Annotated in this window: 21 protein-coding genes; 4 read left to right on the top strand and 17 right to left on the bottom strand. The window is 42.7% G+C overall.

Features of this window, described 5'->3' with window-relative positions; all coding sequences use genetic code 11:
- Positions 1-2: 2 nt before the first annotated feature.
- The 7 genes from polA to citZ all read right to left on the bottom strand — a co-directional run bounded on the left by polA (position 3) and on the right by citZ (position 9,169).
- Entirely contained in the window at positions 3-2,630 is a 2,628-nt protein-coding gene (polA, locus tag ACR65F_RS09475) for a DNA polymerase I (RefSeq protein WP_039044002.1), read from the bottom strand.
- 97 nt (positions 2,631-2,727) lie between these two features.
- The gene (gene pnpS, locus ACR65F_RS09470) at positions 2,728-4,152 is read right to left on the bottom strand and encodes a two-component system histidine kinase PnpS (protein WP_440504256.1); all 1,425 of its coding nucleotides are present in this window, start codon (positions 4,150-4,152) and stop codon (positions 2,728-2,730) included.
- On the bottom strand, positions 4,149-4,859 hold the full coding sequence (locus ACR65F_RS09465; protein ID WP_440504255.1) for a response regulator transcription factor: 711 nt from the start codon (positions 4,857-4,859) through the stop codon (positions 4,149-4,151). Before ACR65F_RS09465 ends, pnpS begins: the two co-directional genes overlap by 4 nt.
- A gap of 13 nt (positions 4,860-4,872) precedes the next feature.
- Positions 4,873-5,352, bottom strand: a complete 480-nt coding sequence (locus ACR65F_RS09460; RefSeq protein WP_039043969.1) for a MaoC/PaaZ C-terminal domain-containing protein — start codon at positions 5,350-5,352, stop codon at positions 4,873-4,875.
- Positions 5,353-5,455: 103 nt separating this feature from the next.
- Positions 5,456-6,394 (bottom strand): malate dehydrogenase, encoded by a 939-nt coding sequence (mdh, locus tag ACR65F_RS09455; RefSeq protein WP_440504254.1) that lies wholly within the window; start codon positions 6,392-6,394, stop codon positions 5,456-5,458.
- Positions 6,395-6,715: 321 nt separating this feature from the next.
- A complete protein-coding gene (gene icd, locus ACR65F_RS09450; RefSeq protein WP_039043967.1) occupies positions 6,716-7,984 on the bottom strand; it encodes an NADP-dependent isocitrate dehydrogenase in 1,269 nt (422 codons plus the stop codon).
- 69 nt (positions 7,985-8,053) lie between these two features.
- Positions 8,054-9,169 carry a citrate synthase gene (gene citZ / locus ACR65F_RS09445; RefSeq protein WP_440504253.1) on the bottom strand — a complete coding sequence of 372 codons (1,116 nt, stop codon included), beginning with the start codon at positions 9,167-9,169 and terminating at the stop codon, positions 8,054-8,056.
- A 189-nt stretch (positions 9,170-9,358) separates the two neighbouring features.
- Between citZ and ACR65F_RS09440 the strand changes: the two genes are divergently transcribed.
- Complete coding sequence (locus ACR65F_RS09440; protein ID WP_082003422.1) at positions 9,359-10,336, top strand: AI-2E family transporter; 978 nt, start codon at positions 9,359-9,361, stop codon at positions 10,334-10,336.
- Here ACR65F_RS09440 and ACR65F_RS09435 read toward each other — a convergent pair.
- The 8 genes from ACR65F_RS09435 to ACR65F_RS09400 form a co-directional block, all read right to left on the bottom strand.
- Positions 10,326-10,709, bottom strand: coding sequence for an FxsA family protein (locus ACR65F_RS09435; protein WP_039043965.1), 384 nt, complete (start codon positions 10,707-10,709; stop codon positions 10,326-10,328). The two genes, ACR65F_RS09440 and ACR65F_RS09435, sit on opposite strands and share 11 nt — an antisense overlap.
- Before the next feature lie 58 nt (positions 10,710-10,767).
- On the bottom strand, positions 10,768-12,528 hold the full coding sequence (gene pyk, locus ACR65F_RS09430) for a pyruvate kinase (RefSeq protein ID WP_039043964.1): 1,761 nt from the start codon (positions 12,526-12,528) through the stop codon (positions 10,768-10,770).
- A gap of 33 nt (positions 12,529-12,561) precedes the next feature.
- Positions 12,562-13,521 (bottom strand): 6-phosphofructokinase, encoded by a 960-nt coding sequence (pfkA, locus tag ACR65F_RS09425; RefSeq protein WP_039043963.1) that lies wholly within the window; start codon positions 13,519-13,521, stop codon positions 12,562-12,564.
- Positions 13,522-13,559: 38 nt separating this feature from the next.
- On the bottom strand, positions 13,560-14,513 hold the full coding sequence (locus ACR65F_RS09420; protein ID WP_039043962.1) for an acetyl-CoA carboxylase carboxyltransferase subunit alpha: 954 nt from the start codon (positions 14,511-14,513) through the stop codon (positions 13,560-13,562).
- Positions 14,510-15,373 (bottom strand): acetyl-CoA carboxylase, carboxyltransferase subunit beta, encoded by an 864-nt coding sequence (accD, locus tag ACR65F_RS09415; RefSeq protein WP_440504252.1) that lies wholly within the window; start codon positions 15,371-15,373, stop codon positions 14,510-14,512. The genes ACR65F_RS09420 and accD overlap by 4 nt, the downstream gene beginning before the upstream one ends.
- Complete coding sequence (locus tag ACR65F_RS09410; RefSeq protein WP_039043960.1) at positions 15,367-16,029, bottom strand: FadR/GntR family transcriptional regulator; 663 nt, start codon at positions 16,027-16,029, stop codon at positions 15,367-15,369. The genes accD and ACR65F_RS09410 overlap by 7 nt, the downstream gene beginning before the upstream one ends.
- A gap of 165 nt (positions 16,030-16,194) precedes the next feature.
- Positions 16,195-19,275, bottom strand: a complete 3,081-nt coding sequence (locus ACR65F_RS09405) for a DNA polymerase III subunit alpha (RefSeq protein ID WP_440504251.1) — start codon at positions 19,273-19,275, stop codon at positions 16,195-16,197.
- Between the two features lie 18 nt (positions 19,276-19,293).
- On the bottom strand, positions 19,294-20,235 hold the full coding sequence (locus ACR65F_RS09400; protein ID WP_039043958.1) for a DHH family phosphoesterase: 942 nt from the start codon (positions 20,233-20,235) through the stop codon (positions 19,294-19,296).
- Positions 20,236-20,332: 97 nt separating this feature from the next.
- On the opposite strand from ACR65F_RS09400, the gene ACR65F_RS09395 reads away from it, so the two are divergent.
- A complete protein-coding gene (locus ACR65F_RS09395) occupies positions 20,333-20,653 on the top strand; it encodes a YtpI family protein (protein ID WP_039043957.1) in 321 nt (106 codons plus the stop codon).
- A gap of 21 nt (positions 20,654-20,674) precedes the next feature.
- Here the strand turns inward: ACR65F_RS09395 and ACR65F_RS09390 are convergent, their stop codons facing one another.
- Complete coding sequence (locus ACR65F_RS09390; RefSeq protein ID WP_039043956.1) at positions 20,675-21,982, bottom strand: DRTGG domain-containing protein; 1,308 nt, start codon at positions 21,980-21,982, stop codon at positions 20,675-20,677.
- Between the two features lie 99 nt (positions 21,983-22,081).
- Positions 22,082-22,762, bottom strand: a complete 681-nt coding sequence (locus ACR65F_RS09385; protein WP_440504248.1) for a metal-dependent hydrolase — start codon at positions 22,760-22,762, stop codon at positions 22,082-22,084.
- 109 nt (positions 22,763-22,871) lie between these two features.
- On the opposite strand from ACR65F_RS09385, the gene ACR65F_RS09380 reads away from it, so the two are divergent.
- Positions 22,872-23,966, top strand: a complete 1,095-nt coding sequence (locus ACR65F_RS09380; protein ID WP_440504247.1) for a M24 family metallopeptidase — start codon at positions 22,872-22,874, stop codon at positions 23,964-23,966.
- An 842-nt stretch (positions 23,967-24,808) separates the two neighbouring features.
- A partial coding sequence (locus ACR65F_RS09375; protein WP_440504246.1) for an IS110 family RNA-guided transposase occupies positions 24,809-25,807 on the top strand: 999 nt, incomplete at its 3' end.

Below are 25,807 nucleotides of genomic sequence, written 5' to 3'. Positions count from 1 at the left end.
CCTCACTTCGTGTCGTACCAACTTGCACCATAAGCAGAATCCACTTTAAGGGGAACATCCAGTTCCAACGCAGACTCCATCACTTCAGGTACGATTTTCTTCAATTGTTCTAATTCTTCTTCAGGTGCTTCAAATATCAGTTCATCATGTACTTGCAACAGCATACGAGCTTGTAATCCTTCTGTTTCCAGACGTTTGTCCATATCGATCATCGCTTTTTTAATAATATCCGCGGCAGTCCCTTGAATTGGTGTATTCATCGCAGTACGCTCTGCAAAGCCGCGCAAGTTAAAGTTCGAACTTGTTATATCAGGAAGATAACGGCGACGGTTCAACATCGTAGAAACAAATCCACGTTGCTTCGCATCGACGATAATATCATCCATATACTGCTTTACTCCTGGGAAGCTCGCTAAATACGTGTCGATAAATTCAGCAGCTTCCTTACGAGGAATATCCAAACTCTGTGATAAACCATAATCACTAATCCCGTATACAATTCCAAAGTTTACAGCTTTAGCTGCCCGTCGCATGTTCGATGTTACTTCTTCTTTAGATACTCCGAATACGTCCATCGCAGTTTTCGTGTGGATGTCTTCCCCTGCACGGAATGCTTGGATCAGTTTTTCATCCTGTGAAATGTGTGCAAGCACACGCAGCTCGATTTGTGAATAATCCGCCGCAAACATGATCCAATTAGGTTCTGAAGGGACAAATGCAGCACGAATCTTCCGTCCTTCTTCCAAACGGATAGGTATGTTTTGTAAGTTCGGATTGATTGAGCTCAAACGACCTGTTTGCGTCAACGCTTGCTGGAAACGTGTATGAATTTTACCGTCTTCGTGGATTTCTTTCGACAATCCATCGATATACGTCGATTTCAACTTTCCAAGCTGACGATACAACAGAATATGTTCAATAATTTCATGCTCAGGTGCTAACTTTTCCAGCACATCCGCAGCCGTGGAATAGCCTGTTTTCGTTTTCTTAATTGGCGTTAAGCCAATCTTTTCGAAAAGAATCACTCCAAGCTGTTTTGGGGAGTTAATGTTAAACGGCTGTCCCGCCAACTCGTAAATTGTAGTTTCCAAATGTCCAAGTCGGCTCGTCAATTCCGTACCGATTGTTTGGAGTGTGTCCAAATCTGTTTTCACACCGGTGGATTCCATTTTCCCTAAAATTTTTGCTAGCGGCAATTCCAGATTATGATACAGCTCGTATTGCTCGTTTTGACGAAGTTTTTCAGAAACGGTCTCATACAAATTCCAAACTGCAACGGCTTTGGTGCCCGCATGCTGAGCGATTTCCTCAGTTGCTGGAACTGCTTTTTTAGCACCTTTTCCATATACCTTTTCGTCTTTCTGTATTCCATTCCAGCCGACTGATGCAGCCGCTTCTGATACATCGTCAAAAGACAAGGATGGATTCACAATATAGGCAGCGAGTGTTAAGTCGAAATCGATTCCTGAAACAGGAATGTCAATTGCCGCCAAAGCTGCAAAAAGGGCTTTCGCATCCGTCGTGAATTTCTTTGTCTCAGAATCAGCGAGCCACTTTTTCAACACTACATCCTGTTTCAAATCATTCATCGGCACATAAAAAACGTTTTCACCGTTTGTCATTGCAAGTCCAAATAGTTCCGATGTTAAATAGTTATCGTCCATCATTTCCAAGTGGACTGCCATCTGTTCGGAGAGATCCGCTTCTGTTAGTTTGTGTTTAGTTTCTACTTCAATAGCTTCGACAGGCTCTGTTTCAGCGCTTTCTACACCCATTTTTTCAAGGAGCGTTGTGAATTTAAGTTCTTTATACAAAGTTGTAAGTTGTTCTTCGTCCGGTCCACTATAGGATAAATCCTGAAGGCCAATTGTAATTGGAGCATTCACTTCAATCGTTGCCAGCTGCTTACTCATATACGCCTGTTCTTCGTTATTCGTTAAGTTCTCTTTCAACTTTTTACCACTTATCCCGTCAAGAGACTCGTATACGTGTTCCACGGATCCGTATTCTTTCAACAGTTTCAGCGCAGTCTTTTCACCAACACCTGGTACACCAGGAATGTTATCCGATGCATCTCCCATCAAGCCCTTCATATCGATGATTTGAAGAGGTTCGATCCCATACTTTTCTTCAATATGTGCAGGCGTATAGAGTTCCATATCGGTGATCCCTTTACGTGTGATGCATACAGTTGTTGAAGCCGTCGCAAGTTGCGTCAAGTCCTTGTCTCCAGAAATGACAACAGTTTTTGCCCCCTCTTCACTAGCAGTACGGCTTAGAGTTCCAATGATATCGTCTGCTTCAAAGTTCTCCAATTCATATTGTGGGATATTGAAAGCAGTCAATAATTTACGCAAGTATGGAAATTGTTCAGATAGCTCAGGTGGAGTTTTTTGTCTCCCTCCCTTGTATTCACTGAACGTACTATGCCGGAATGTGGTCTTCCCTGCATCCCAAGCAACGAGCACATGGGTCGGCTGCTCTTCCTTTAAAATATTTTGCAACATCATCGTGAATCCATAAACTGCATTTGTATGGATACCACTGTCATTTGTTAATAATGGCAATGCAAAAAATGCACGGTAAGCCAAGCTGTTTCCGTCAAGTAATACAATTTTTTTAGTCGTCACGTAGCTCGTCCACTCCTTCATAAAAAAACGTCGTCTCCCTCCATCTTACCACGTGGGTAGGATGAAATGAAAACGACGAGGTCCTTCTCTATTCCCCTTAATGCGGGTGCTGATGGATGGGTAATTTTATGAAAAACTCAGATCCTTCCCCAAGCTCACTCTCAACCCAAATACTTCCATGATGCGCTTCAAGTAAGTGCTTCACGATCGCGAGTCCAAGTCCTGTACCGCCTGAATCTCGACTTCTCGCTAAATCAGCACGGTAAAATCGTTCAAACACTCTTTGTAGCTTTTCCTTTTCAATACCAATGCCTTCGTCAGCAATTGAAATCAAAACAGAATTATGATCTTTCTTTCCAGATATACGAATCGTTGTCCCTGGTTTGGAATACGAGATTGCATTGCTCAACAAGTTAACAAGTATTTGCATAAGGCGGCCGCTATCCGCCTCCATCACTAAGTCACCCATCTCTTCAATCTCGATCGTCATTTGTTTTTCTGCAAGTTTGCCAGAGACTAGCTGAGTAGCCTCCTGAATTGTAGTTGCAGCATTGACTTCCGATAAGTTTAGAGTGAACCCATGCTGCTCAATTCCTGACAATTCCAGTAGATCAGACACAAGAGAATGCAGACGCCCGCTCTCTTTTTCGATAATGGTGATGAAGTCCCGTGAAATTTCAGGGTCCGAAAGCGCTCCATCCAGCAGCGTCTCTGCAAATCCTTTTATCGACGTAACGGGTGTTCGTAATTCATGGGAAACGTTCGCGACGAAATCTTTTCGGACTTCTTCAAGTTTAATGATCTTGGAAATATCGTGGAATACTACAATGATTCCTAACCAATTCCCATGTCGCCCAATAACGGGAGCACCATAAACCGTCAAGTCGAGAGGGCCATATTCTTGCTGAATTCGAATTTGTTGCTCATGAACTTGTTCCGACAGAAAAACATCCTCGATTAATTTCTCAGCAGCTAACGGCAGACCAATCTCTTTATAGGATTTTCCGATTGCATCAGAAGAGGACGCGTGAAATGTCTGCGCAAAAACCCCGTTCATCAAATTAACGGTTCCTCCTCTGCCGAGCATCAGCAAACTGCTACCGATACTTTCAATAAGAGTTTTGAGCCGCTCTTTTTCCATCGACCTGACAATTTGAGTCTCCTGACCATTCCGTGCAATCTGGTTAATGGAAACAGCTAAATTCCCAAGATCCTTGAATTCACTCACGCTCGCACGGGTTTTGTAATCGCCACCCGCGAGTTTCCTTGCCACCAGTGTTAGTTCGTCAACTGGTTTTGTAAAATGATAGATAACTCTCGATACGGTAAACAAACTTAAGACTAAAAACAGAACAATAACCGCAGTTAAATAGAGTAAAAACTTTTTCTCCAACGATGAATCTACGTTAGTGTCCACTATATTGAAAAATTGACTAATGACAATCCACAAAACAATTGAAAAGACAACTAGTGTAGCACTAGTTGTTAGTAGAATCCTTGAGGAGTGACCTTCTTTTTTCATGAATATTCCTCGAATTTATAACCGATTCCCCGCACCGTTTTAATAGAACGTGGTTTTTTCGTATCTTCTTCAATTTTATCGCGAAGATGACTAATGTGAACATCGACAATTCGAGTATCTCCACTAAAGTCATAGTTCCATACTGCGGATAACAGCTGATCTCTTGATAAGACACGATTTTTGTGTTTCATAAGGTGCACTAGTAGCTCAAATTCCTTTGGTGTGAATTCTAGTAGTTTACCATTCAGTTCAGTCTGATAGCGCTCAAGATAAACCGTCAATCCGTTGATACTAATACTATCACTTGGCTGCTTCGGACCATTAGCACGCCGCAAAACCGCTTTTACACGCGCTGTCAGCTCACGCGGACTAAATGGCTTGGTCATGTAATCGTCAGCACCAATCTCCAATCCTAATACTTTGTCGGTCTCATCGCCTCGTGCTGTCAACATGATAATAGGAGTTTCCACATTACGTTGCCGTAAGTTCCGACAGACATCGATACCATCCATCCCTGGGAGCATGATATCCAACACAATTAGGTCAGGCTTATTCTTCGTAGCTGTTTCCAAGGCTTCTACACCGTTATTAACTACTATTGTACGATAACCATTCTGTTTAAGATTGTAGTCAAGAAGTGTACAAATCGACGGGTCGTCTTCTACGATTAATATCGTTTTCGTTGAAATCGCTTCTATAGTTTCCATATTTGTCTCCATCTCAAAAATTATCCAGTGATTGTGAAGTTAATTGTTTTTCTTTCATTTCAGGTGCCGCAACGCTAACAGATCCGGTAATTATCTGATTCCCAGATTCATTTAAGGCACTGACAAAAATTTCAATTCTATTCTCAACGGTATGAACTTCCTGAACTTCCAATGTGATCGCTACAGTTTCATAATGATACACGGGGACGGGAAACTCCAAATGTTGAGCAAGAATATAGGAACCTGGACCTGGTAAGTATTTAGAAACTGCTGAAGTGATAATACCGGTCAGCATGAGTGTCGGTACAATCGGTTTTTTGACGTCAGTCTGTGAAGCGAAATCATGTTGAATATAGATGGGATTCGGATCGTTCGTTAACCCGAGATAAAGCAGGAGATCTCTATCTTCGATCTTTTCAGTCAATTTCAATTTCTCTCCAACCTTAATATCGTTAATCCCTCTTCCGACTCGTCTCTTTTTACCAAGTATCAAAAAAAGTCCCCCTTATTAGGTACTATCCTTCTTCTTTAAAGTCTATCATAAAACAAAAATAAATCGAGTAGTGTCTACTGACACTACTCGATTTATTAGACTATCAGGCGAGCACTTGCATGACTGCTTTCACGGAGTCTGCGGATTTACTCAATGCCTGTTTTTCTTCATCTGTTAGCTCAAGCTCAATAATCTTTTCAATGCCATCTTTACCGAGAACTGTTGGAACCCCCAGGTAAATCCCGTCCATTCCAAATTCGCCTTCCAGATAAGCAATCGCAGGAATAATACGTTTCTGATCTTTAAGAATTGCTTCTGCCATTTCAACAAGTGATGCAGCTGGCGCATAATAAGCTGAGCCGTTGCCAAGTAAGTTGACAATCTCTGCCCCACCTTTACGTGTACGTTTTACGATTTCTTCAATTCGTTCTTCTGAAAGCAATGAAGCGATAGGAACACCACCAGCTGATGAATAACGTACGAGTGGTACCATGTCATCACCGTGACCACCTAGTACAAATCCAGATACATCCTTCACTGAAACGTTTAGTTCTTGTGAAACGAACGTGCGGAAGCGTGCTGTATCCAGAACCCCTGACTGTCCGATAACCCGCTCTTTCGGTAATCCTGATTCTTTGTAGACCGTATACGTCATGGCATCGACTGGGTTTGTTAAGACTAAAATGGTTGTATTAGGTGAGTACTTCACAATTTCAGCTGTCACAGCCTTCATGACCTTCTGATTTGTCTGCACAAGATCATCCCGACTCATTCCTGGTTTACGCGCAATGCCCGCTGTAATGATAACAATGTCCGAATCCTTTGTGTCTGCATAATCAGCCGTCCCTGTGATGGACGCATCGAACCCTTGCACCGGACTTGCTTCCAACATATCCAGCGCCTTCCCCTTCGTCGAGCTTTCCATATTCGGGATATCTACCAACACCACGTCACACAATTCTTTCTGAGCAAGCAAAAACGCAGTCGTAGCCCCCGTAAATCCAGAACCAATAACAGAAACTTTATTACGAACCATAGACATACTAAAACTCCCTTTCAGAATTGGATTATTATTGAACGGTGTTGATTTCCGTTGCAGGCGGACGCTTTCCGCGGGCTCGATCTCAGCCTCCTCGGCGCTTCGCTTCTGCGGGGTCTTCGATCTTCACTTATTCCGCAGGAGTCGCCGCCTTCCACTCCAATCAACGGTTTTTCAATTAATAGGGATCCAGCTCTAACAAATAGGTTTTCAAGAAATCAACGCTGTTACCCTATTTTTATATAACAAAAAGCAGAGGCTACGATTGAAGCTCTGCTTTTTGTCTCTTACTTATTGTGTACCTGTCGATTACGTAACGTAAACTTATAGGTTTTTGATTAACTCGTCAGCGAACTCAGAAGTCTTCACTTCAGTTGCGCCGTCCATCAATCGTGCGAAGTCATAAGTAACCACTTTAGAAGCGATTGTCTTTTCGATTGACTTCGTGATCATGTCTGCAGCTTCGTTCCAGCCAAGGTGCTCAAGCATCATAACGCCAGAAAGAATAACAGATGATGGGTTTACTTTGTCAAGACCTGCATACTTCGGTGCAGTACCGTGAGTTGCTTCGAAGATTGCATGTCCTGTTAGGTAGTTGATGTTAGCGCCTGGTGCGATACCGATTCCGCCGACTTGCGCAGCAAGAGCGTCAGAAACGTAGTCACCATTCAGGTTCATCGTAGCAACAACGTCGAATTCTTTCGGACGTGTCAAGATCTGCTGAAGGAAGATATCAGCGATAGAATCTTTAACGATGATTTTGCCTGCAGCTTCAGCGTCAGATTGAGCTTTGTTTGCAGCGTCTGTACCTTTTTCGTCTTTAATGCGGTCGTATTCGTTCCATGTGAATACTTTGTCGCCGAATTCTTCTTCAGCCACTTCATATCCCCAGTTTTTGAATGCGCCTTCTGTGAATTTCATGATGTTTCCTTTGTGTACTAGTGTCAATGATTTACGGCCTTCTTTGATTGCATAGTTCAAAGCACCGCGAACTAGACGTTTTGTACCTTCTTCAGAAATCGGCTTAATGCCAAGTCCAGAAGTTTCAGGGAAACGAATATTTTTAACGTTAAACTCATCTTGTAGAAACTTGATAAGTTTTTTAACTTCGTCAGAACCTTCTTTGTACTCGATTCCTGCGTAAATATCTTCTGTGTTCTCACGGAAGATGACCATGTCACAGTCTTCAGGACGTTTTACTGGTGAAGGAACACCTTCGAAGTAACGTACTGGACGTAAGCATGTATAAAGATCAAGTTCTTGACGAAGAGCAACGTTCAATGAACGGAATCCGCCGCCAATTGGAGTAGTCAAAGGACCTTTAATCGCAATTAGGTATTCTTCAATCGTATCGAGTGTAGCTTGTGGAAGCCATTCTCCAGTTTCGTTGAATGCTTTTTCTCCTGCCAACACTTCTTTCCAAACAAGTTTACGCTTACCGTTGTACGCTTTATCTACTGCACCTTCAAGTACGCGAGAAGCAGCATGCCAGATATCTGGACCTGTTCCATCACCGATGATGAATGGAACTGTTGCGTGATCGGGAACGTTTAATACACCGTTTGTTACTGTGATTTTACCTTCGTTAGCCATTATAATTCCTCCCAAAGTCATAAGTATAGGGCCGGTATGATGATATACCGCCCCAAAGATTTTTGCTAATTAGCGCTGATCGATTGGCACATATTTTTGCATATCAGGTCCGATGTACTCGGCACGAGGACGAATCAGACGGTTGTTATCATACTGCTCTAGAATGTGCGCAATCCATCCAGAAATGCGGGAAACCGCAAAAATCGGAGTGAATAGATCATGATCAATCCCAAGTGAATGATAAACCGAAGCTGAATAAAAATCAACGTTTGGAGGTAATTTTTTCTCGCCTGTAACGATTTTCTCAATATGCTCGGACATACGGAAATATTTACCTTCTCCGCGAAGTTCAGTTAGCTTTTCAGACATTTCGCGAAGGTGCTTGGCACGTGGATCTCCTTTACGGTAGACACGGTGGCCGAAGCCCATGATCTTTTCTTTGTTCGCAAGCTTGTTGTGGATGTACTCGTCCACTTTGTCTTCGTCGCCAATTTCCATTAGCATTTTCATAACTTGTTCGTTAGCGCCACCGTGCAATGGACCTTTAAGTGCTCCAATTGCAGCTGTTACGCCAGAATACATATCAGAGAGAGTTGCAACACAAACACGTGCAGTAAATGTGGATGCGTTTAACTCATGGTCTGCATGCAAAACAAGTGCTTTGTCAAATGCTTCAATTTCAATTGCTTCTGGTTTTTTTCCATTCAGCATGTAAAGGAAGTTTGCAGCATATCCAAGTGTTGTATCAGGAGCTACTGGCTCTTGGCCTTTACGAATACGCGCAAATGCAGTTACAACTGTTGCAATTTTCGCTTGGAGTTTAATCGCCTTCAGATAGTTTTCTTCTTTGGACATATCTTCAGCTTTCGCGTCATATAACCCTAATAAGGAGATTGCTGTGCGCAATGCTGCCATCGGGTGGACGTCTTTGATTGGATACGTTTTGAAATGAGCGAGCACTTCTTCTGGTACGGACATGTTGTCTGCCAATTGCTGCTTCAATTCAGCTAGCTCATCTTCTTTCGGTAGACGCTGGTGCCAGAGAAGATAGACGACTTCCTCGAAACTTGCATTATTTGCAAGATCGTCAATGTCGTACCCGACGTATGTAAGGGTATCATCGATGATTGAGCTGATCGCGGATTGTGTCGCTACAATCCCTTCTAAACCTTTAGTAGATGTCATGAAACTCTCTCCTTCAGTCAGCAGCCTTCTAACCACCCGTTGGTTTTTTGTCTACCGGTTGGGGCAGTCGGCTGATCTGCTAATATTGTTTCCGCCTAAAAACGCTTACAAGACTCATTATAATCAACTTTGTCTGTTTTGTGAATGAAAATGCATGCGATTTCAAGGAAATCTATTAAATCGGAGTGAATTTCTATCAAAAAGTGGAATAATACAACCTTTTTTAAACAGTACATTGTCCCGTTCCTACCTGGAGTAATCGGTGGAATCTTTATATTTCTAGTTCCCCCAGCTGGTATCGCAATCATTCTAGCCTATTTCGCAGCTCCTGTTGTGAACTTCACCAATCAAGTCCTGCGTTTACCTAGGACACTTTCTACTTTGGTCGCCATGTCCGTTATCATCAGTTTGGTAGTAGGGATTTCAACCATGGCTATCCAAGGGTTAATCGACACATTACCGATTGCTGAGCGTCATTTGGAACCCTATACCGGAAATCAGGACTGGTCAGGTGTTGCAATTACATTTTTAAAAGAAAATGTACTTACAGCAGGTCACACTCTTGTTGAACACACATTCACATTTACAGGAGTTCTCTTTCAACAAGTGTTTACTCTCTTTATCTTTCTGGTCGCCTTTTTCTTTGCACTACGAGAAACAGGAAAAGACCGATTCTGGTTCCTTGTCTACTTCCCAGCATCGATGCGGCGTCAGGCACATCGATTATTTAAGAAGTCAGGAGAACTCATCGGTCATTTCATTTCCATTGAAGCTCGTTTAGTTTGTCTAACATTTCTACTGTTGTGTATCGGTTTCTTTTTCCTATCGTTTTCATCACCTATCGGAACTGCCTTTGTAATATCCCTTGCAGACAGTCTGCCCTTCTTAGGAATCGGTTTGTTTCTCCTACCGATGATGCTTTTTTATTTTTATACAGGAAACTATGTATTCGGCTCAGCACTGCTTTTGCTCTACATCCTTACGCTTGTGACTCGCCAAATCGCAGAGTCCTATTTGTGGGCATCCACTTTCCGAGTAAAACCCGTCCATGCGTTCCTCATCACTGCCAGTTCGTTTTATTTGTTCGGATTGCCAGGAATTTTACTGACACCCTTCCTCTTGTTCACAGCGATGAAAATCAGACATCACCCGAAGTTTATCGAATGATGAGTGTCCCTTTTTTCATCTTCTTGTAAATTAGTTGAATGATAAAGGGACGAATCATTTTTCTCGGCCAACTGAAAAGTAATAGCAGACCAATCACATCTGTGATGAAACCTGGGACTAGCAACAGCAGACCTCCTGCAAAAATACACAACCCATCTATAATTGGCGGTCCAGGAGGATCTCCTGCAGCCATTCGTTCCCTAAATTCTACAATCGCTCTAAAACCTTGTCGCTTCGCCAAATAGGCGCCGCCAATTCCAGTAATGACAATTAAGGTGAGCGTCGGTATAACACCGAGATGGTTTCCAGCTACAAGTAGTAATGTGAGTTCACTTGCAGGGACGACTAAAAATAGAAGCAGTAACCATTTCATTTTCATATCTCCTCTTTGAGAAAAACCGCTATCCTAAAATTAGGTAGCGGTTTTTTGTTTATAGAACTTTAGCATGGCCTTTATAAACAACGCCAGTTTCAGCGTCCATGGTGATTTCTTTGTCATGCTTGATAATTTCGGTTGCGTTTTTCACGCCGACAATTACCGGAATTCCTAAATTCAATCCGACGATTGCCCCGTGACTTGTAAGTCCGCCCTCTTCTGTAATGAGGCCAGCACACTTTTCAAGTACTGGTAGCATATCACGGTCTGTTGAATTCGTCACGAGGATTGCACCTTCTGCATCGAACGCTTCCGCTTCTGCTGCGGTACGCGCAACGATTGCTCGGCCATACGCTACAGATTTACCGATACCTTGTCCTTTTGCTAGCAGATCTCCGATAACATGGATCTTCATCAGATTCGTTGTACCTGCTTCGCCAACTGGTACTCCTGCCGTGATAATAACGACATCACCATGTGTGACATACTTATGTTTGACACTTTCTTCAACAGATTCTTCAAGAATCGAGTCAATCGAACTGACACGTCTTCCTGCAATTGGATACGCTCCCCAAACGAGTGTAAGACGACGTGCGACTTGTTCAGACGATGTTACAGCAATAATCGGGCATCCAGGACGATATTTAGAAATCATCCGAGCAGTCGTTCCGCTTTCAGTAGGAGCAATCACTGCATTCACATTTAAGTTAATCGCTGTGTAGGCAGCAGCTTGTCCAATAGCATCCGTCAAATTACCGTGCTTTTCTTTGCGACGTGTAGAGATGAAGGAACGATAATCGAAAGACTCTTCTATCTTGTTCGCAATCCGCACCATTGTTTCCACTGATTCTACAGGATACAAACCAGCCGCAGTTTCACCTGACAGCATAATTGCATCGGTTCCATCAAAGATTGCGTTCGCAACATCACTCGCTTCTGCACGAGTTGGACGAGGATTCCGTTGCATGGAATCAAGCATCTGAGTTGCTGTGATAACAGGCTTACCTGCTTGATTACATTTTTTAATAAGTTGCTTTTGAATGACTGGAACCTCTTCTGGGGGAATTTCCACACCAAGATCTCCACGTGCAACCATTAGACCATCCGATACTTCGATGATGGCATCAATATTATCGACACCCTCTTGGTTTTCGATTTTAGGAATGATATGGATATTTGATCCACTGTTCTTTTCTAACAGTTCGCGTATTTCCAATACATCTTCCGCACGGCGGACAAATGATGCAGCGACAAAATCGACTTCTTGTTCAATCCCGAATAGGATATCTTCTTTGTCTTTTTCTGTGATTCCCGGAAGTTGAACTGAAACACCAGGAACGTTGACACCTTTTTTATTCTTCAGCTCTCCGGAGTTCATCACTTCAGTGTGGATCAGTCCTTCGGCTTTACTCTTACCTAGTACTTTCAACATGACAAGACCATCATCCAGAAGAATCGTATCGTCTTTATCCACATCGTCAATCAGTTGGTCATACGTAATTGAGAATCGCTCTTTCGTCCCAACTACTTCTTGCATAGATACGTCAATCTTTTGACCAGCTGTCAATTCGATTAGGCCGTTTTCCATCGAATGCGTTCGAATTTCCGGTCCTTTAGTATCTAGTAAAATTCCGACAGTCTTCTGTTTAGCAGCTGCTACTTTGCGAATTGCTTTTATGCGAAGAAGATGCTCGTCATGATCTCCGTGGGAGAAATTTAATCGTGCCACATTCATCCCCGCATCGATTAGCTGCTCAAGACGTTCTGGTGATTCACTTGCCGGACCGATTGTACAAACGATTTTAGTTTTTCTCATTGGTTCTGGCCACTTCCTTTTCACTGATTTCCATCAAATAGATAATTCTTTAGATAACGTATACATATCTTTCTCAAATTCAGAATCCCCATCAAATACACGTGTTAAATCATATTCGAGGACCTGATGATTTTTCATGCCAATCGCGACTGTTTTGCCACCGTTCTTCAGTGCTTCCACAGCGCGTGCACCAAATTGACTAGCGATAACTCGATCCCTAGCAGATGGCGAGCCACCGCGTTGAATATGGCCTAATACGGAAACTCGAGTATCAATGCCTTCTTCTGTACTTAATTTCTCAGCAAGCAAGGATGCAGACATTACACCTTCAGCGACAATTATGATACTGTGCTTTTTGCCACGGTGCGTTCCTCGTCTCAGACGTTCAAGGATATCCGGTAAATCATACTTTTCTTCAGGGATGAGAATGGTCTCTGCTCCACCTGCAAGACCTGCCCAAAGAGCCAAGTCACCTGCGTTACGTCCCATCACTTCTACAATGAAGGTCCGCTCATGGGATGTTGCCGTATCTCGTATTTTATCAATTGCATCAATGACTGTGTTCAATGCTGTGTCAAAACCGATTGTGAAGTCAGTTCCGTTAATATCATTATCAATTGTAGCTGGAACACACGCACAAGGTATACCTAGTTTCGATAGTTCTAATGCACCTCTAAACGAGCCGTCTCCTCCAATTACTACAATGCCTTCAATTCCATTCAATTTGCACTGTTTGAGCGCTTTTTCACGCCCTTCGATTGTAGTGAATTCCGGACAACGCGCTGATCGAAGCATGGTACCCCCGCGTTGGATGATGTCACCTACGGATCCAAGTTGTAAAAGTTCAATTTTCCCGTCGATCAATCCTTGGTATCCATTGTAAACGCCTGCTACTTCGAGTCCTTCATAAATCGCTTTCCGGACGACAGCTCGTACAGCCGCATTCATGCCTGGCGCGTCTCCTCCACTTGTTAATACAGCGATTTTCTTCATCCGTAACCCCTCCTTAAAATAAAGTAGAATCACACAATTTACTCAGAAAATACACCGATTTTCCTGAATTTGTCATAACGATCTTGAACAAGTCCATCAGCATCTAGCTTACTCAACTCGCTGAGAGCATTTGTTAAAACTGTTCGCATATTTTTCGCTTGTTGTTTCGGATCACGATGTCCTCCACCTAATACTTCAGGAATGATTTCATCAATAATATCCATCTTTAACAAATCCGGTGCAGTGATTTTCATCGCTTCTGCTGCTTCTTTAGAATACGCAGAGTCTTTCCAAAGAATCGAAGCTGCGCCTTCAGGGGAAATAACAGAATAGGTAGAGTGCTCAAGCATATAAATACGATTTGCTACGCCTAACGCTAGTGCGCCACCACTTCCTCCTTCTCCAATAACAATAGAAATAACAGGAACAGTGAGACTTGCCATCTCTACAAGATTGCGAGCAATTGCTTCACTTTGACCGCGCTCTTCAGCTGCGCGCCCTGGATAGGCACCTTTCGTATCAATCATACAAATGATTGGTCTGCCGAATTTTTCAGCTTGTTTCATCAAGCGCAATGCTTTTCGGTACCCTTCAGGATGCGGCATTCCGAATGTACGCTTTACATTTTCTTTTGTGTCTTTACCACGTTGATGACCGATAATTGTAACTGGTTCTCCATCAAACGAACCAATTCCTCCGACTATCGCAGCATCATCACCGAATGCACGATCGCCATGAAGTTCGATGAAATCTTCAAATAACTCCCCAATGTAGTCATAGGTCGTTGGACGCTCAGGATGACGCGCCACTTGTACACGTTCCCATGTTTCCATGTTGCCATATATATCGTTTTCCAACTTGATCAAGCGATCGTTCAAGTTCCGAATTTCATCGGACAAGTCTACTTCGTTCGTCTCCGTGAACTCTTTTAATTCCTGAATTTTTTCTCGTAATTTTATAATAGGCTCTTCAAATGACATGGTCTTTTTCATTGTGCTGCCTCCCCCTTCGTATGAAGTCGGATGATGCGAGAAAGCATATCCTGCAAGTCTACACGATGGACGACTGCATCCAACTGACCATGTGCAAGTAGAAATTCAGCCGTTTGGAAGTCTTCCGGTAACTTTTCACGAACAGTTTGCTCAATAACCCGGCGACCCGCAAATCCAATAAGCGCCTTTGGCTCTGCAAGATTAATGTCTCCGACAGAAGCAAAGCTTGCCGAAACCCCACCCGTAGTTGGATAGGTCATGATAGAGATATATAAAAGTCCTTTTTCTGAGTGACGGTTTAATGCAACACTCGTTTTTGCCATTTGCATAAGGGACAGAACGCCTTCTTGCATGCGTGCACCACCACTCGCAGAAAAGATAAGCATTGGAATTCCGAGCTCTGTCGCTTTTTCGACCGCTCTCGTAATCTTTTCACCTACAACTGATCCCATGGAGCCCATACGGAAATGAGCGTCCATGACAGCGATTGCCACTTCGTTCCCGTCAATCTTTCCAGTACCTGTCAGCACAGCTTCGTTGAGTCCTGTTTTCTCCGCATCTTTTTTTACTTTCGCTGTGTATGCAGGAAACTCTAATGGATTTTCAGTTGCGAGATGATCATCCATGGACACAAACGTTCCTTCATCCATTAGGGAATCAATCCGTTCTTGTGCAGTCATTTTGAAATGGAAATCACATTTAGGACACACTTTAAGTAGCTTACCCAATTCTTTTGTCGGTTCAACATGCTTACATTCTGGACATTTCGTCATAATTCCTTCAGGTACATCGCTCTTAGACTTCGCATTCGGCATGATTGCCTGCTGTTTTTTCACATTTGTAAATAGGTCCCTTAGCATTCGTGTTCGCCCCTTCTTTCACCAATGACAATGTCAAGCCAGTCCGTATACCACATAATGGCTAGATGGCTATTACCGTTCATCATCTCTTTAAGTAAATTCGTTGCAATTTCTTTTTCGTCCTCCGCCATTGCTTCATGATACGGAACGCGGCTATATTGTTTCAATAAAAACCATATTTTCAACGACAAGCGATTTCCTGAAACCACTACTATCTCTTGCAACAACTCTTCCCTGATGATCAGGTCTATTCCTTTTAGTTTTCCTAAAAAGCTTTCCCATACAGGGAGTGTTCTTAGTTCAGGATCATTGGAAATACATTCAATGGCCGCTTTTTCATGAATTCGCCGCGTATCATCCACAGACTTTAATGATTGTGGATTTTGCATGATGAATGTAGAAAGAATTTCCACTAATTGATGCTTTTTATAGTCCGCGAGAAACGTTCCCTCTCCTCTTCTTGTTTCTATCAGTCCAAGAAGTTCAAGACTTCGGAGTGCTTCTCGAATTGTGGATCTACCAACTTGTAACCGATCTGCAAGCACACGTTCAGAAGGTAATTTATCCCCAATGACGGCACCTTCTTCTTTTATGATTGTACGCAGATCCGAAACAATATCCAGAAATCGTTTCGATGATGGACGAGAGTTTTCCATGTCCAAACTCCTTTTTATGCTACATTCTAAAGTGGTCAGACCACTATCCTTTATTAGTTTACAAAAAAGCACGCCTGTCGTAAAGTGATATCCGGAAATCCTTCTCAATCCAATATGGAGTTATCTACATCCCTATCCTTCAAAAGATTGCCTTAATAGACTCGTTTAGAAAGTAACAATCTCCTGAACAACTAGCTGTGGCTTGCCATTTCTCACTTCCACCGTACCTTGAAATACGAGTAATGACTGCTCTTTCAGCTCACTGCTACAGACCGCATATTGTTTAGGGAATAACGTACACGAAATCTCTCCAGTCTCATCTTGTAATTCGAGAAACGCCATCGCTTCTCCTTTTTTTGTTCGAATTCGCTTAACTTCCAACACCATCCCAGCCAGTACCACCTTAGCTCCAGATGACTTTTCAAGGGCGTCTGCAATCGAATTCGATTGTGTAGTAAGTTGCTTTTTAAAAGAAGCAATCGGATGTTCAGATAAGTAGAATCCAAGTGTCTCTTTTTCATAGTCAAGTCGTTGCATATCAGACATCGTCCCACCTGGACTATATTTTGGACTGGCCATCCCTTTCATCATCCCTGCTAGCAAGTCTGTTTCATCAGAAGACGGTCTTACAAAGAGCGCATGTTTTCGTGCAGCTTCTATTGTTGCAAGCAGTACTTCACGTGTTTGACCGAATTCGTCCAACGCTCCTGACTTCACGAGAGGCGGAATTGTTTTTTCGGTGAAATTTTCAGCCCCGAGTACAACAGATAAGTCAAACAGTGTTTTCAGCGTCACTTCCTGCTGTCGCGCTCGTTTAAGGGTTGTATAAAACGGATAACTGATTCCTTTTACTGCGCTCAATCCAAGTCGGATAGATCCTTTTTCAGTTGTCGCTGACCAGTTACTTTTTGTAATCGACGGACCAAGAACAGGGATTCCCTTCGCTTTCACTTCCCGCATAATTTCCATCGTCTTCTCCGGAGAACCAGCTAACACAGATAGGCATCCTGCATAAAAGTATTCGGGTTTGTTCGCCTTCAAGTACGCGAGTTGGTAGGAAATCAACGAGTAGGCCACCGCATGACTCTTCGGGAATCCATAATCAGCAAATTTTACAATTAGCTCGTAAATATCACCTGCAATACTTTTAGGGAAACCGTTTCGCTGTGCGCTTTCTGTAAAATGGACGCGTTCTTGCATCAGCACATCTCGTTTCTTTTTACTAATTGCCCGTCGTAACAAATCCGCTTCCCCCAGAGTAAACCCTGCGATCTGAACGGCGATCTGCAAAATCTGTTCTTGGTAAACAATAATGCCATACGTCTCTTTCAAAATCGGTTCCAGCGCGGGATGCATGTAGTGAATCGGCTCCAGCCCTTTCTTCCTTCTACTATAAAGAGGGATGTTTTCCATAGGTCCAGGACGGTATAAGGCATTAATGGCATAGATATCTTCAAAAGCATCCGGTGAAATGTCACGGAGCGCTTTACGCATGCCAGGTGATTCGAACTGAAAAACACCTAACATGTCCCCTTTTCGGAACAACTCCAATGTCCGGTTATCATGAAGCGGGATTGTATCTAGTGATAGGTCCTCCCCTGTTTCAAATCGAATCATTTTACGTATCCTGTCAAGCAATGTCAGATTACGCAAGCCGAGAAAGTCCATTTTCAGAAGCCCTGATTCTTCCGAGTCATTCATAGCCCACTGCGTTAAATAGATGGAATCTCCTCCACTTTGTAACGGAACAGTTTCAACAAGCGGAGTTGGCGAAAGTATGACCCCTGCAGCGTGTGTAGATGCATTTCTAGGTAACCCCTCTAAGGCGAGAGATACCGTATACCAACGAGCACGCACCTCATCTTGTTCAATCCATGTTTGCAGCTGTGATGATTGGCTCACTTTCTCTTGAAGAGTTTTCCCTGGGGCATCAGATAACATTTTAGAAAGGGACGTCATATCTTCGTTCGAAAATCCAAATACCCTCGCTGTATTGCGTGCAACGGATTTAGCAGATAACGTACCGAACGTTATAATTTGGGCGACATGCGCTTTCCCGTATTTTTGTGCAACATACTCTACAACTTCCATTCTCCGTGTATCAGCAAAATCGACGTCAATATCCGGCATCGTCACTCTGCTTTTATTTAAAAACCGTTCAAAGATCAGCCCATATTTCAAGGGGTCTACAGCAGTAATCCCAAGAGAAAATGCAACGAGTGATCCCGCAGAAGACCCTCGTCCTGGCCCAACTTCAATATCCTTTTGTTTTGCATAGGCAATGAAGTCTTCTACGATTAAGAAATAATCTTGATATCCCATTTCTACGATGACATCCAATTCGTACCGCAGTCGTTCCTCGTATGCACTGGAAATCTGATCAAACCGTTTTTGCAACCCTTTTCTACAATGGATTTCAAGCAGTTGTGCTGCCGTCATCTTCTCACCAACTGGAAATTCCGGCATGAGTAAATGCTTTTCTGGCAACTGGACATCGCAAGCTAATAGCATGTCTGCCGCCTTCTCAAGCCATTGCTCTTTACCTACAAACCATTGTTCCAACTCTTGTTGCTCAGGAACGTAAGCGTCTATGTATAGATTTTCAGGACGAGCTGGATCATTCAGTTTGTATCCATCTCGAATCGCTTGAGCTGTCTCGAAACTGAATGCATCTTCAGGATTAATAAATCTTGCTTCATGACTTGCAACGATGGCAAGTCCTTCTGAAGCCGCAAGTTGTTCAATCACTGGTTCTTCAGAATGTATCGCTCCAGCCGGTCGTGAAACCCCTATATAGATGTCTTCAGTCGAGCAGTGCATTTTCAATCGTTGAATCGTTTCTTCAGTTCGGATTTCGTTCCAAGAGGGGTCTGTAAGCGGGAAGATAACGGCGCAGTTCGCAGTATAGGATTTCAACCATTTTTCTGGTAAGTTTTCAGGATCTCGTGTTGCAGCAGCACTGCTAATCTTTAACAACTGACGAAAGCCTACTTCATTTTTGGCATAGATGTAACATATTGGCGTTTCTCCAGTCGACAGTTCTATCTTTACAGAAAGTCCGATGACAGGATGAATGCCATACTTTGTCATCACTTTCCAAAACGATCGGATACCCGAAAGAGTCGAATTCACAATAGCAGCCGAAACAGCCCCTCTTCTTTGCAGAAGAGGAGCCAATCTGTCAAGCTTTATAATGCCGTTAAGTAAATCGGCTCCCGTAATAATTTGCGGATAAACAAGCTTCATTGTCTATCCCTCCATTCACTAGTTACACGCACATAACTTTTGTACTTTCTGAATCACTTCATCGGCTTCTTCCCAAGTCCTTACAGAGGCACCTGCAGCAAGCGGATGTCCGCCACCCCCATATTCAGCAGCCAAACCATTGATCACAATTCCTTTAGAACGCAATCGAACACGAATCTGGTCCGCTTCTTCGACAAATATTAACCAGGCAGAGATGCCTTTTACATCACCAAGTGAACTTACGAGTGAAGAAGTTTCTTCTGCTTTCACATCAAATTCATCCAAGATTGTTTTTTTGAGTTTAATATAAGCTGCTCCATTTTCATCTATCGTGAAGTTTTGGTAGACGTACCCTTGCAAGTGAAGCAGATTTCGTTCTACCTCGTACATCCCTGCAAAGATTTGCTGACGGTCAAAGTTGTATTTGATCAATTCGCTAGCAATTTCAAACGTTTTACCTGTCGCACTTGGATACATGAATCTCCCTGTATCACCGACAATTCCAGCAAATAGGAGTCTAGCAGATTCATCTGGAAGCTGCCATCCTTTAACGTCTCTTCCTTCGGCAAATAATTCATAAATCATTTCCGAGCAAGAACTCGCATCTGTATCAATCCATAAAACATCTCCATATGGATCCACATTGGGATGATGGTCGATCTTCGCTAAAAAGCTCCCTTTTTTGTAGGCTTGTCCATCTACACGTTCGGTGTTTGCTGTATCTGTCACAATGACTAATGCACCTTCATACATGTCATCGGAAACAGGATCTTGTCCAGCCAGAAATGACAACTGGCCATCATCACTTCCTGTCGCGTAGACATTTTTGTCCGGATAATTTGCTTGTATTAGTTTCTTTAAACCTACCTGCGACCCAAATGCATCCGGATCGGGACGGACGTGCCTATGAATAATAATGGTGGAATACTGTTCAATTGTGTCAATGATTTGTCTTTTCATTTTTCAATTCCTCCGTTATTTAAAGAATTACGGTCGCATTTGAGTTGTAAAGCCGCTACAATAGAAGGAGTGCTGGATTCTTTTGGAGGGCTATGCTTTGAAGACTTTAAATTTTGTACTTGTATTCTTTATTATTGCTTCGGCAGTATTCTATTTTTACTTTAAAACTCGACAGTTCCGGACAAGCCAGGTATTCCCGATTCGAAAAAAGATGTTTTCATCGAAAGCAGGAATGTTTTTAGGACTCCTGCTAGTCTTTTTCGGAATCAATCAGCTTTTGCTATTTGGAGGGGTTACGACTTACGTGATCTCTGGAATCTTCATCGTACTTGGAGGCTATGTGTCCATCTTTAACTGGAAAGCCGTTCGGTATTACAACCAATTCGTTGACGAAGAAACAGAATTGAACAAGCGCTGATGCCCATGCATCAGCGTTTTTTTATCGCTCCAACAACTGATAAGTGACCAGCGATTTGCCGATCATTTCACCTTCTGCATACAACGAAATTTCCATCTTCACGACCCGCCGACTCATATGCAAAATTTCGGGTTCAACCGTTACCTTACTCCCAAGCTGGACATGTCTCATAAAGTAGATCGATAAATTCTCAGGAACACTTTCCCCGCGCTTATAGAGCTTGATGGCACGGTTACCTGTTTCCGCTAGCAACGTAGTTAGTGCACCATAAGACAAGGAGCCAAGCTGATTGGTCATCTGTGGAACCACTTCAAAAATTACGTTTTGAGGATTTTCTGTATCAGAGTGCATTTGATTTTTCACAATATCATCGATGGTTTGACCTTGCTGTGGCTGCCGTTGCGCCAATTGAAAAGCTTTCAGAACATCTTGTCGGCTAATGACTCCATCCAACAGGCCTGTTTCCGTTACTACAGGGAGCAAATCGATTCCTTCCCAAACCATAATGTGGCCAGCTGAAGCAACGCTCATCTTTCCCGTCGCTGTAATCGGCGAGGCTGTCATAACTTTTCCAAGCGGTTCGGATTCCTGTTTTCCGACGACATCTTTAGACGTGACCATTCCTACTACTTTTCCATTCCGCTCAATGACCGGAAACGCAGAGTGGGAAGTTCTTTGGCTCAATTCGTTAAATTGACCAACCGTCTCTTGAATGAACAACGTAGAAGTATTTGAAAGTGGGTGCTGGATATCTTCTACGAGAAGGATATCCTTCTCAATCATCTGGTCAGATATCGCACGATTCAGCATGGTTGCAACGGTAAACGAGTCATAACTTGTCGTGATGACCGGCAAATCGAGTGAATTAGCAAGCTCTTTCACTTCTTCCGTCGTATCAAAACCACCTGTTACAAGAACCGCAGCCCCTTCGCTTATTGCTAATTGGTGTGCTTTTTGTCGATTTCCCACAATGAGCAAGCTTCCTGCGTCAATATAACGACGTATATCATCCAGTTGCATCGCACCAATCAGGAATTTAGTCAGAGTTTTATGCAAGCCTCCGCTACCACCTAGTACACTTCCATCCACAATATTCACAACTTCAGCAAACGTCAGTCGCTCAATATTCTCTTTTTTCTTCTTTTCGATGCGTACTGTACCGACACGCTCGATTGTATTAACAAGTTTGTTATTTTCCGCTTCCTTAATCGCTCGGTAAGCTGTTCCTTCACTTACTGTGAGCGCTCTTGCAATTTGCCGTACTGAAATTTTCTCACCAACAGCGAGCTCTTCAATGTGGCGCAAAATCTGTTCATGCTTTGTCGACATTGCATTCACCTTTTTCTATGTATGCCTTTCTTCAGTTTACCATAAATCCATAAAAAATAACCGAGCTGAAAGAGATTTATCTCTGCCAGCCCAGTTGACTCAAATCCGGGTCACATCTCCCGCTTCCATCACAAGAACTTCATAGTCTTTCACAAGTTTTTTAAAGTCTTCAGGATCTTGAACGATTGGTGGAAATGTATTGTAATGTACTGGCACGGTCAGCTTCGGTGAGAGAAGTTCAACCGCATATGCAGCATCTTCAGGTCCCATCGTAAAGTTATCACCTATTGGTAAAAATGCGATATCGATGTCATGACGCTTGCCAATTAGCTCCATATCTCCAAATAGAGATGTGTCCCCTGCGTGGTATATCGTTTTTCCTTCTTCCATAAACAGGATTCCTGCAGGCATTCCCATATAAATCAGCTGTTGGTCATCTGTTGTATAGGATGAGCTATGAAACGCTTTCGTAAACTTCACTGTTCCAAAATCGAATTCACAAGCTCCTCCGATATTCATGCCGTGGGTTTCTATACCTTGCCACCCGAGCCATACCGCAAGTTCGTTCGGCGCTACAACTAATGCCCCACTCGCTTTTGCAATCTCAATCGTGTCGCCTACATGATCATTGTGTCCATGCGTCAACAAGATGACGTCTGGTTTTTCGTTCGCCACGACTAAATCCGTTAAATCATTTCCTGTAATATAAGGATCTATCAAAATTACCTTGTCGCCTGTTTTAATCTTAACAATTGAGTGTCCATGATATGAAACTTCCATTGAATTCGTCACCTCCACTTATTGTTCTATCCTTTTTATCAATTCGTGAAACCATATGTAAACCCTCTTTTTTTGGTATGATAGTTAAGTGAATTAAGGAGGAATAGTCATGACAAAACTTAAAACGATTCAACAGTATCTACAGGACAACAACGTAGAAGCGGCATTCGTAACGACACCTGATAACGTATTTTACGTATCAGGCTTTAGCAGCGACCCCCACGAAAGGCTTCTTGGTGTGATGATCTTTAAAGACGCAGAACCTTTCATCGTCTGCCCACTCATGGAAGTTCCTGATGTGAAGTCTGCAGGCTGGACATTTGGCACGGTCGGTTACGAAGACACAGATGACGCTTGGGAGTTTGTACAAGCTGAAGTAAAACGCAAGGTGAGCGAACTTAATACGATTGCAATTGAGAAATCACATCTTACCGTCGAACGTTTGGAACGTATGGAAGAACTCTTCCCATCAGCTCAATTTTCCCGCTTGGATGAACAATTAAATACAATGCGGAGCCATAAGGACGCATCAGAACTCCAACTACTACGTGAAGCTGCAAAATTAGCAGACTACGCGATTGAAGTGGCGTGTGAGAATATTGCTGAAGGTGTTACTGAATTGGAACTTCAAACAGCAATTGAGTTTGCGTTGAAGAAAAAAGGCGTCCAGAAGATGTCGTTCGATACGACGGTTTTATCAGGTCCGAAAACCGCATCTCCACATGGTACTCCCGGAGAACGTAAAATCCAGCAAGGTGATTTTGTGTTAATGGATCTTGGAGTTGTTCATAAAGGGTATTGTTCAGATATTACTAGAACGGTATCGTTTGGTGAACCGTCTGCTGAACAGTTGAGTATTTATGAAGCAGTACGTTTTGCGAATCAGGCAGCAATCGATCTAGTAAAACCAGGAGTTCGTGCAAGTGACCTTGATAAAGCCGCACGTGAAGTGATTACTAAAGCCGGGTATGGAGAGTACTTCACTCACCGTCTAGGACATGGCCTTGGTATTTCTGTTCACGAATTCCCTTCGATCCACGGTGCTAACGACTTCGAACTTGAAGAAGGAATGGTTTTCACAATTGAACCAGGTATCTACAACTCAGCAATTACTGGCGTTCGTATTGAAGATGACGTCGTCGTAACAGCAGATGGTATTGAAGTGTTAACGAAGTTCCCGAAAGAACTTAAGATTATTAAGTAAAATAGAAGAAGCAGAGGCTTAACTTACTAGACCGCTGAAAAACTCATGGTTTTCTAGCTAACAACTTGTATGTCCTAACAAAGAGGCAACCTATCGTTCAAACCTGAATGATAGGGTGCCTTTCCTCTAGTTTTTCTTACTTAACTTCCTTTTCAATGACAAAAATGACTTCTCGGCAATAGTCTAGTTCACCCCACATCTCTTCAAAGATAATATTTGCAGGAAACTTTTGTATCATCGATATGATAAACTGCTATTTATACACTTTTCCATTTCTCCGTTTGAAATACTATAGGTAATTTTTGTTGATAACATGATCATAGGTTGCCATCTAGGAACTGAGTTGTAAGGTTTTTTGATAAGAAATGATTGAGATATCACCTTAATGTAATGCATTTATTATACAACAAGGTCAAAGAGCCCATCATCCGTTTCACGGATAATGAGCTCTTTATTTTTTAATATGAAATACTGACCCCACATTTATGGATGATTGACACACCCGTTGATTGGAGCGGAAGGCGGCGACTCCGGAGGAATCAGCGAAGATTGAAGACCCCGCAGAAGCAAAGCGACGAGGAGGCTGAAATCAAGCCCCTCGGAAACATACTAACATTAGTAGCACAAACCATGGCCGTGGTTTGTGCTACTATTTTTTTATGGTAGAAGTGAAGCGAAGTCGTGCGGACGCTGGAATCTTAGAATTCGTATAAGGAAACCGACTCACTTCACATCCTTAGTTGAATCAGTTTAGTATGTTGGATCTTCGAGATCGTGTATAAGAAAATGGAATCGATAAGGCGCTGTGAAGGCTTCTATAAACCATTTGAGGAGGAGACAAATTGAATTATGTAATTGCGTTTGATGTAAGTATGGGAAAAAGTACAATGGTCATATATGATCACAGTCAGCGTTGTTTATATGAAGGTGAACTGAAACATACAGCGAATGGATTCAGCTGGCTTAAAGAGAAAATTGAATTCATCAAAGGACAAGCTGGTCAATCACCTGAAATTGTATTCGAAGCGACGGGTGTTTATTCGCAAGGACTAGAGAGGTTTCTTCAGGAAGAACAGTATCCATACCATCGAGTTAATCCCCTACAAGCGAAGCTGCAGATGGCATCTATGCGTCGAAACAAGACAGATATTAGTGATGCGCATGAATTAGCTAAATCACACTTCAAAGTAGACCGTCATGAAACGTATGTGCAGGACGATTATTTCGAACAAATGCGTGCGCTAGGACGCTACTATGAGGATGTAGAAAAAGAGATTCGCCACTATGCCAACCGTGTACATTCTTTTCTGCAACTTAGCTTTCCCCTATTGGAAGCTACATTCTCAAAAAATTCAAAGGTGTTTTGGACAATGATTCAATTATTTCCGCATCCGGATCATTTACGAGATCAGTCACAAAATGATATCTCACTCCAGATTATACAAGCTAGTTCTAGGAACTTTTCACGTCAGAAAGCAATGGACTTTGCGTTATCTCTGCGTGCAGCGGCTGAAGATTCCTATCCGGCAATCCAAGAGAGTGACGTTAGGTGTCGCCATTTACAAGAAGATGCAGAAAGAGTTTTGGAGTTAAAACAAAAGAAAAAAGAAATTGTTAAACAGATGGTAGCACTCTCAGAAAAGCGAAGGGATTATCAAGTACTTCTATCCTTCCCAGGGATTGGTGAGACGACAGCGGTCCGTTTGATTGCGGAATTAGGAGACATTCGTCGATTCAAGAACCCTAAACAGATAAATGCTTATGCGGGCATTGATATCCAACGACATCAATCAGGGAAGCTTCAATATCAGGATCGCATCAATAAGCGTGGGAACCGGAGG

Source organism: Sporosarcina sp. SAFN-010 (assembly GCF_059415065.1).
The sequence above is the reverse complement of the archived record's forward strand: the minus strand, read 5'-3'. Positions and strand labels throughout refer to the sequence as shown.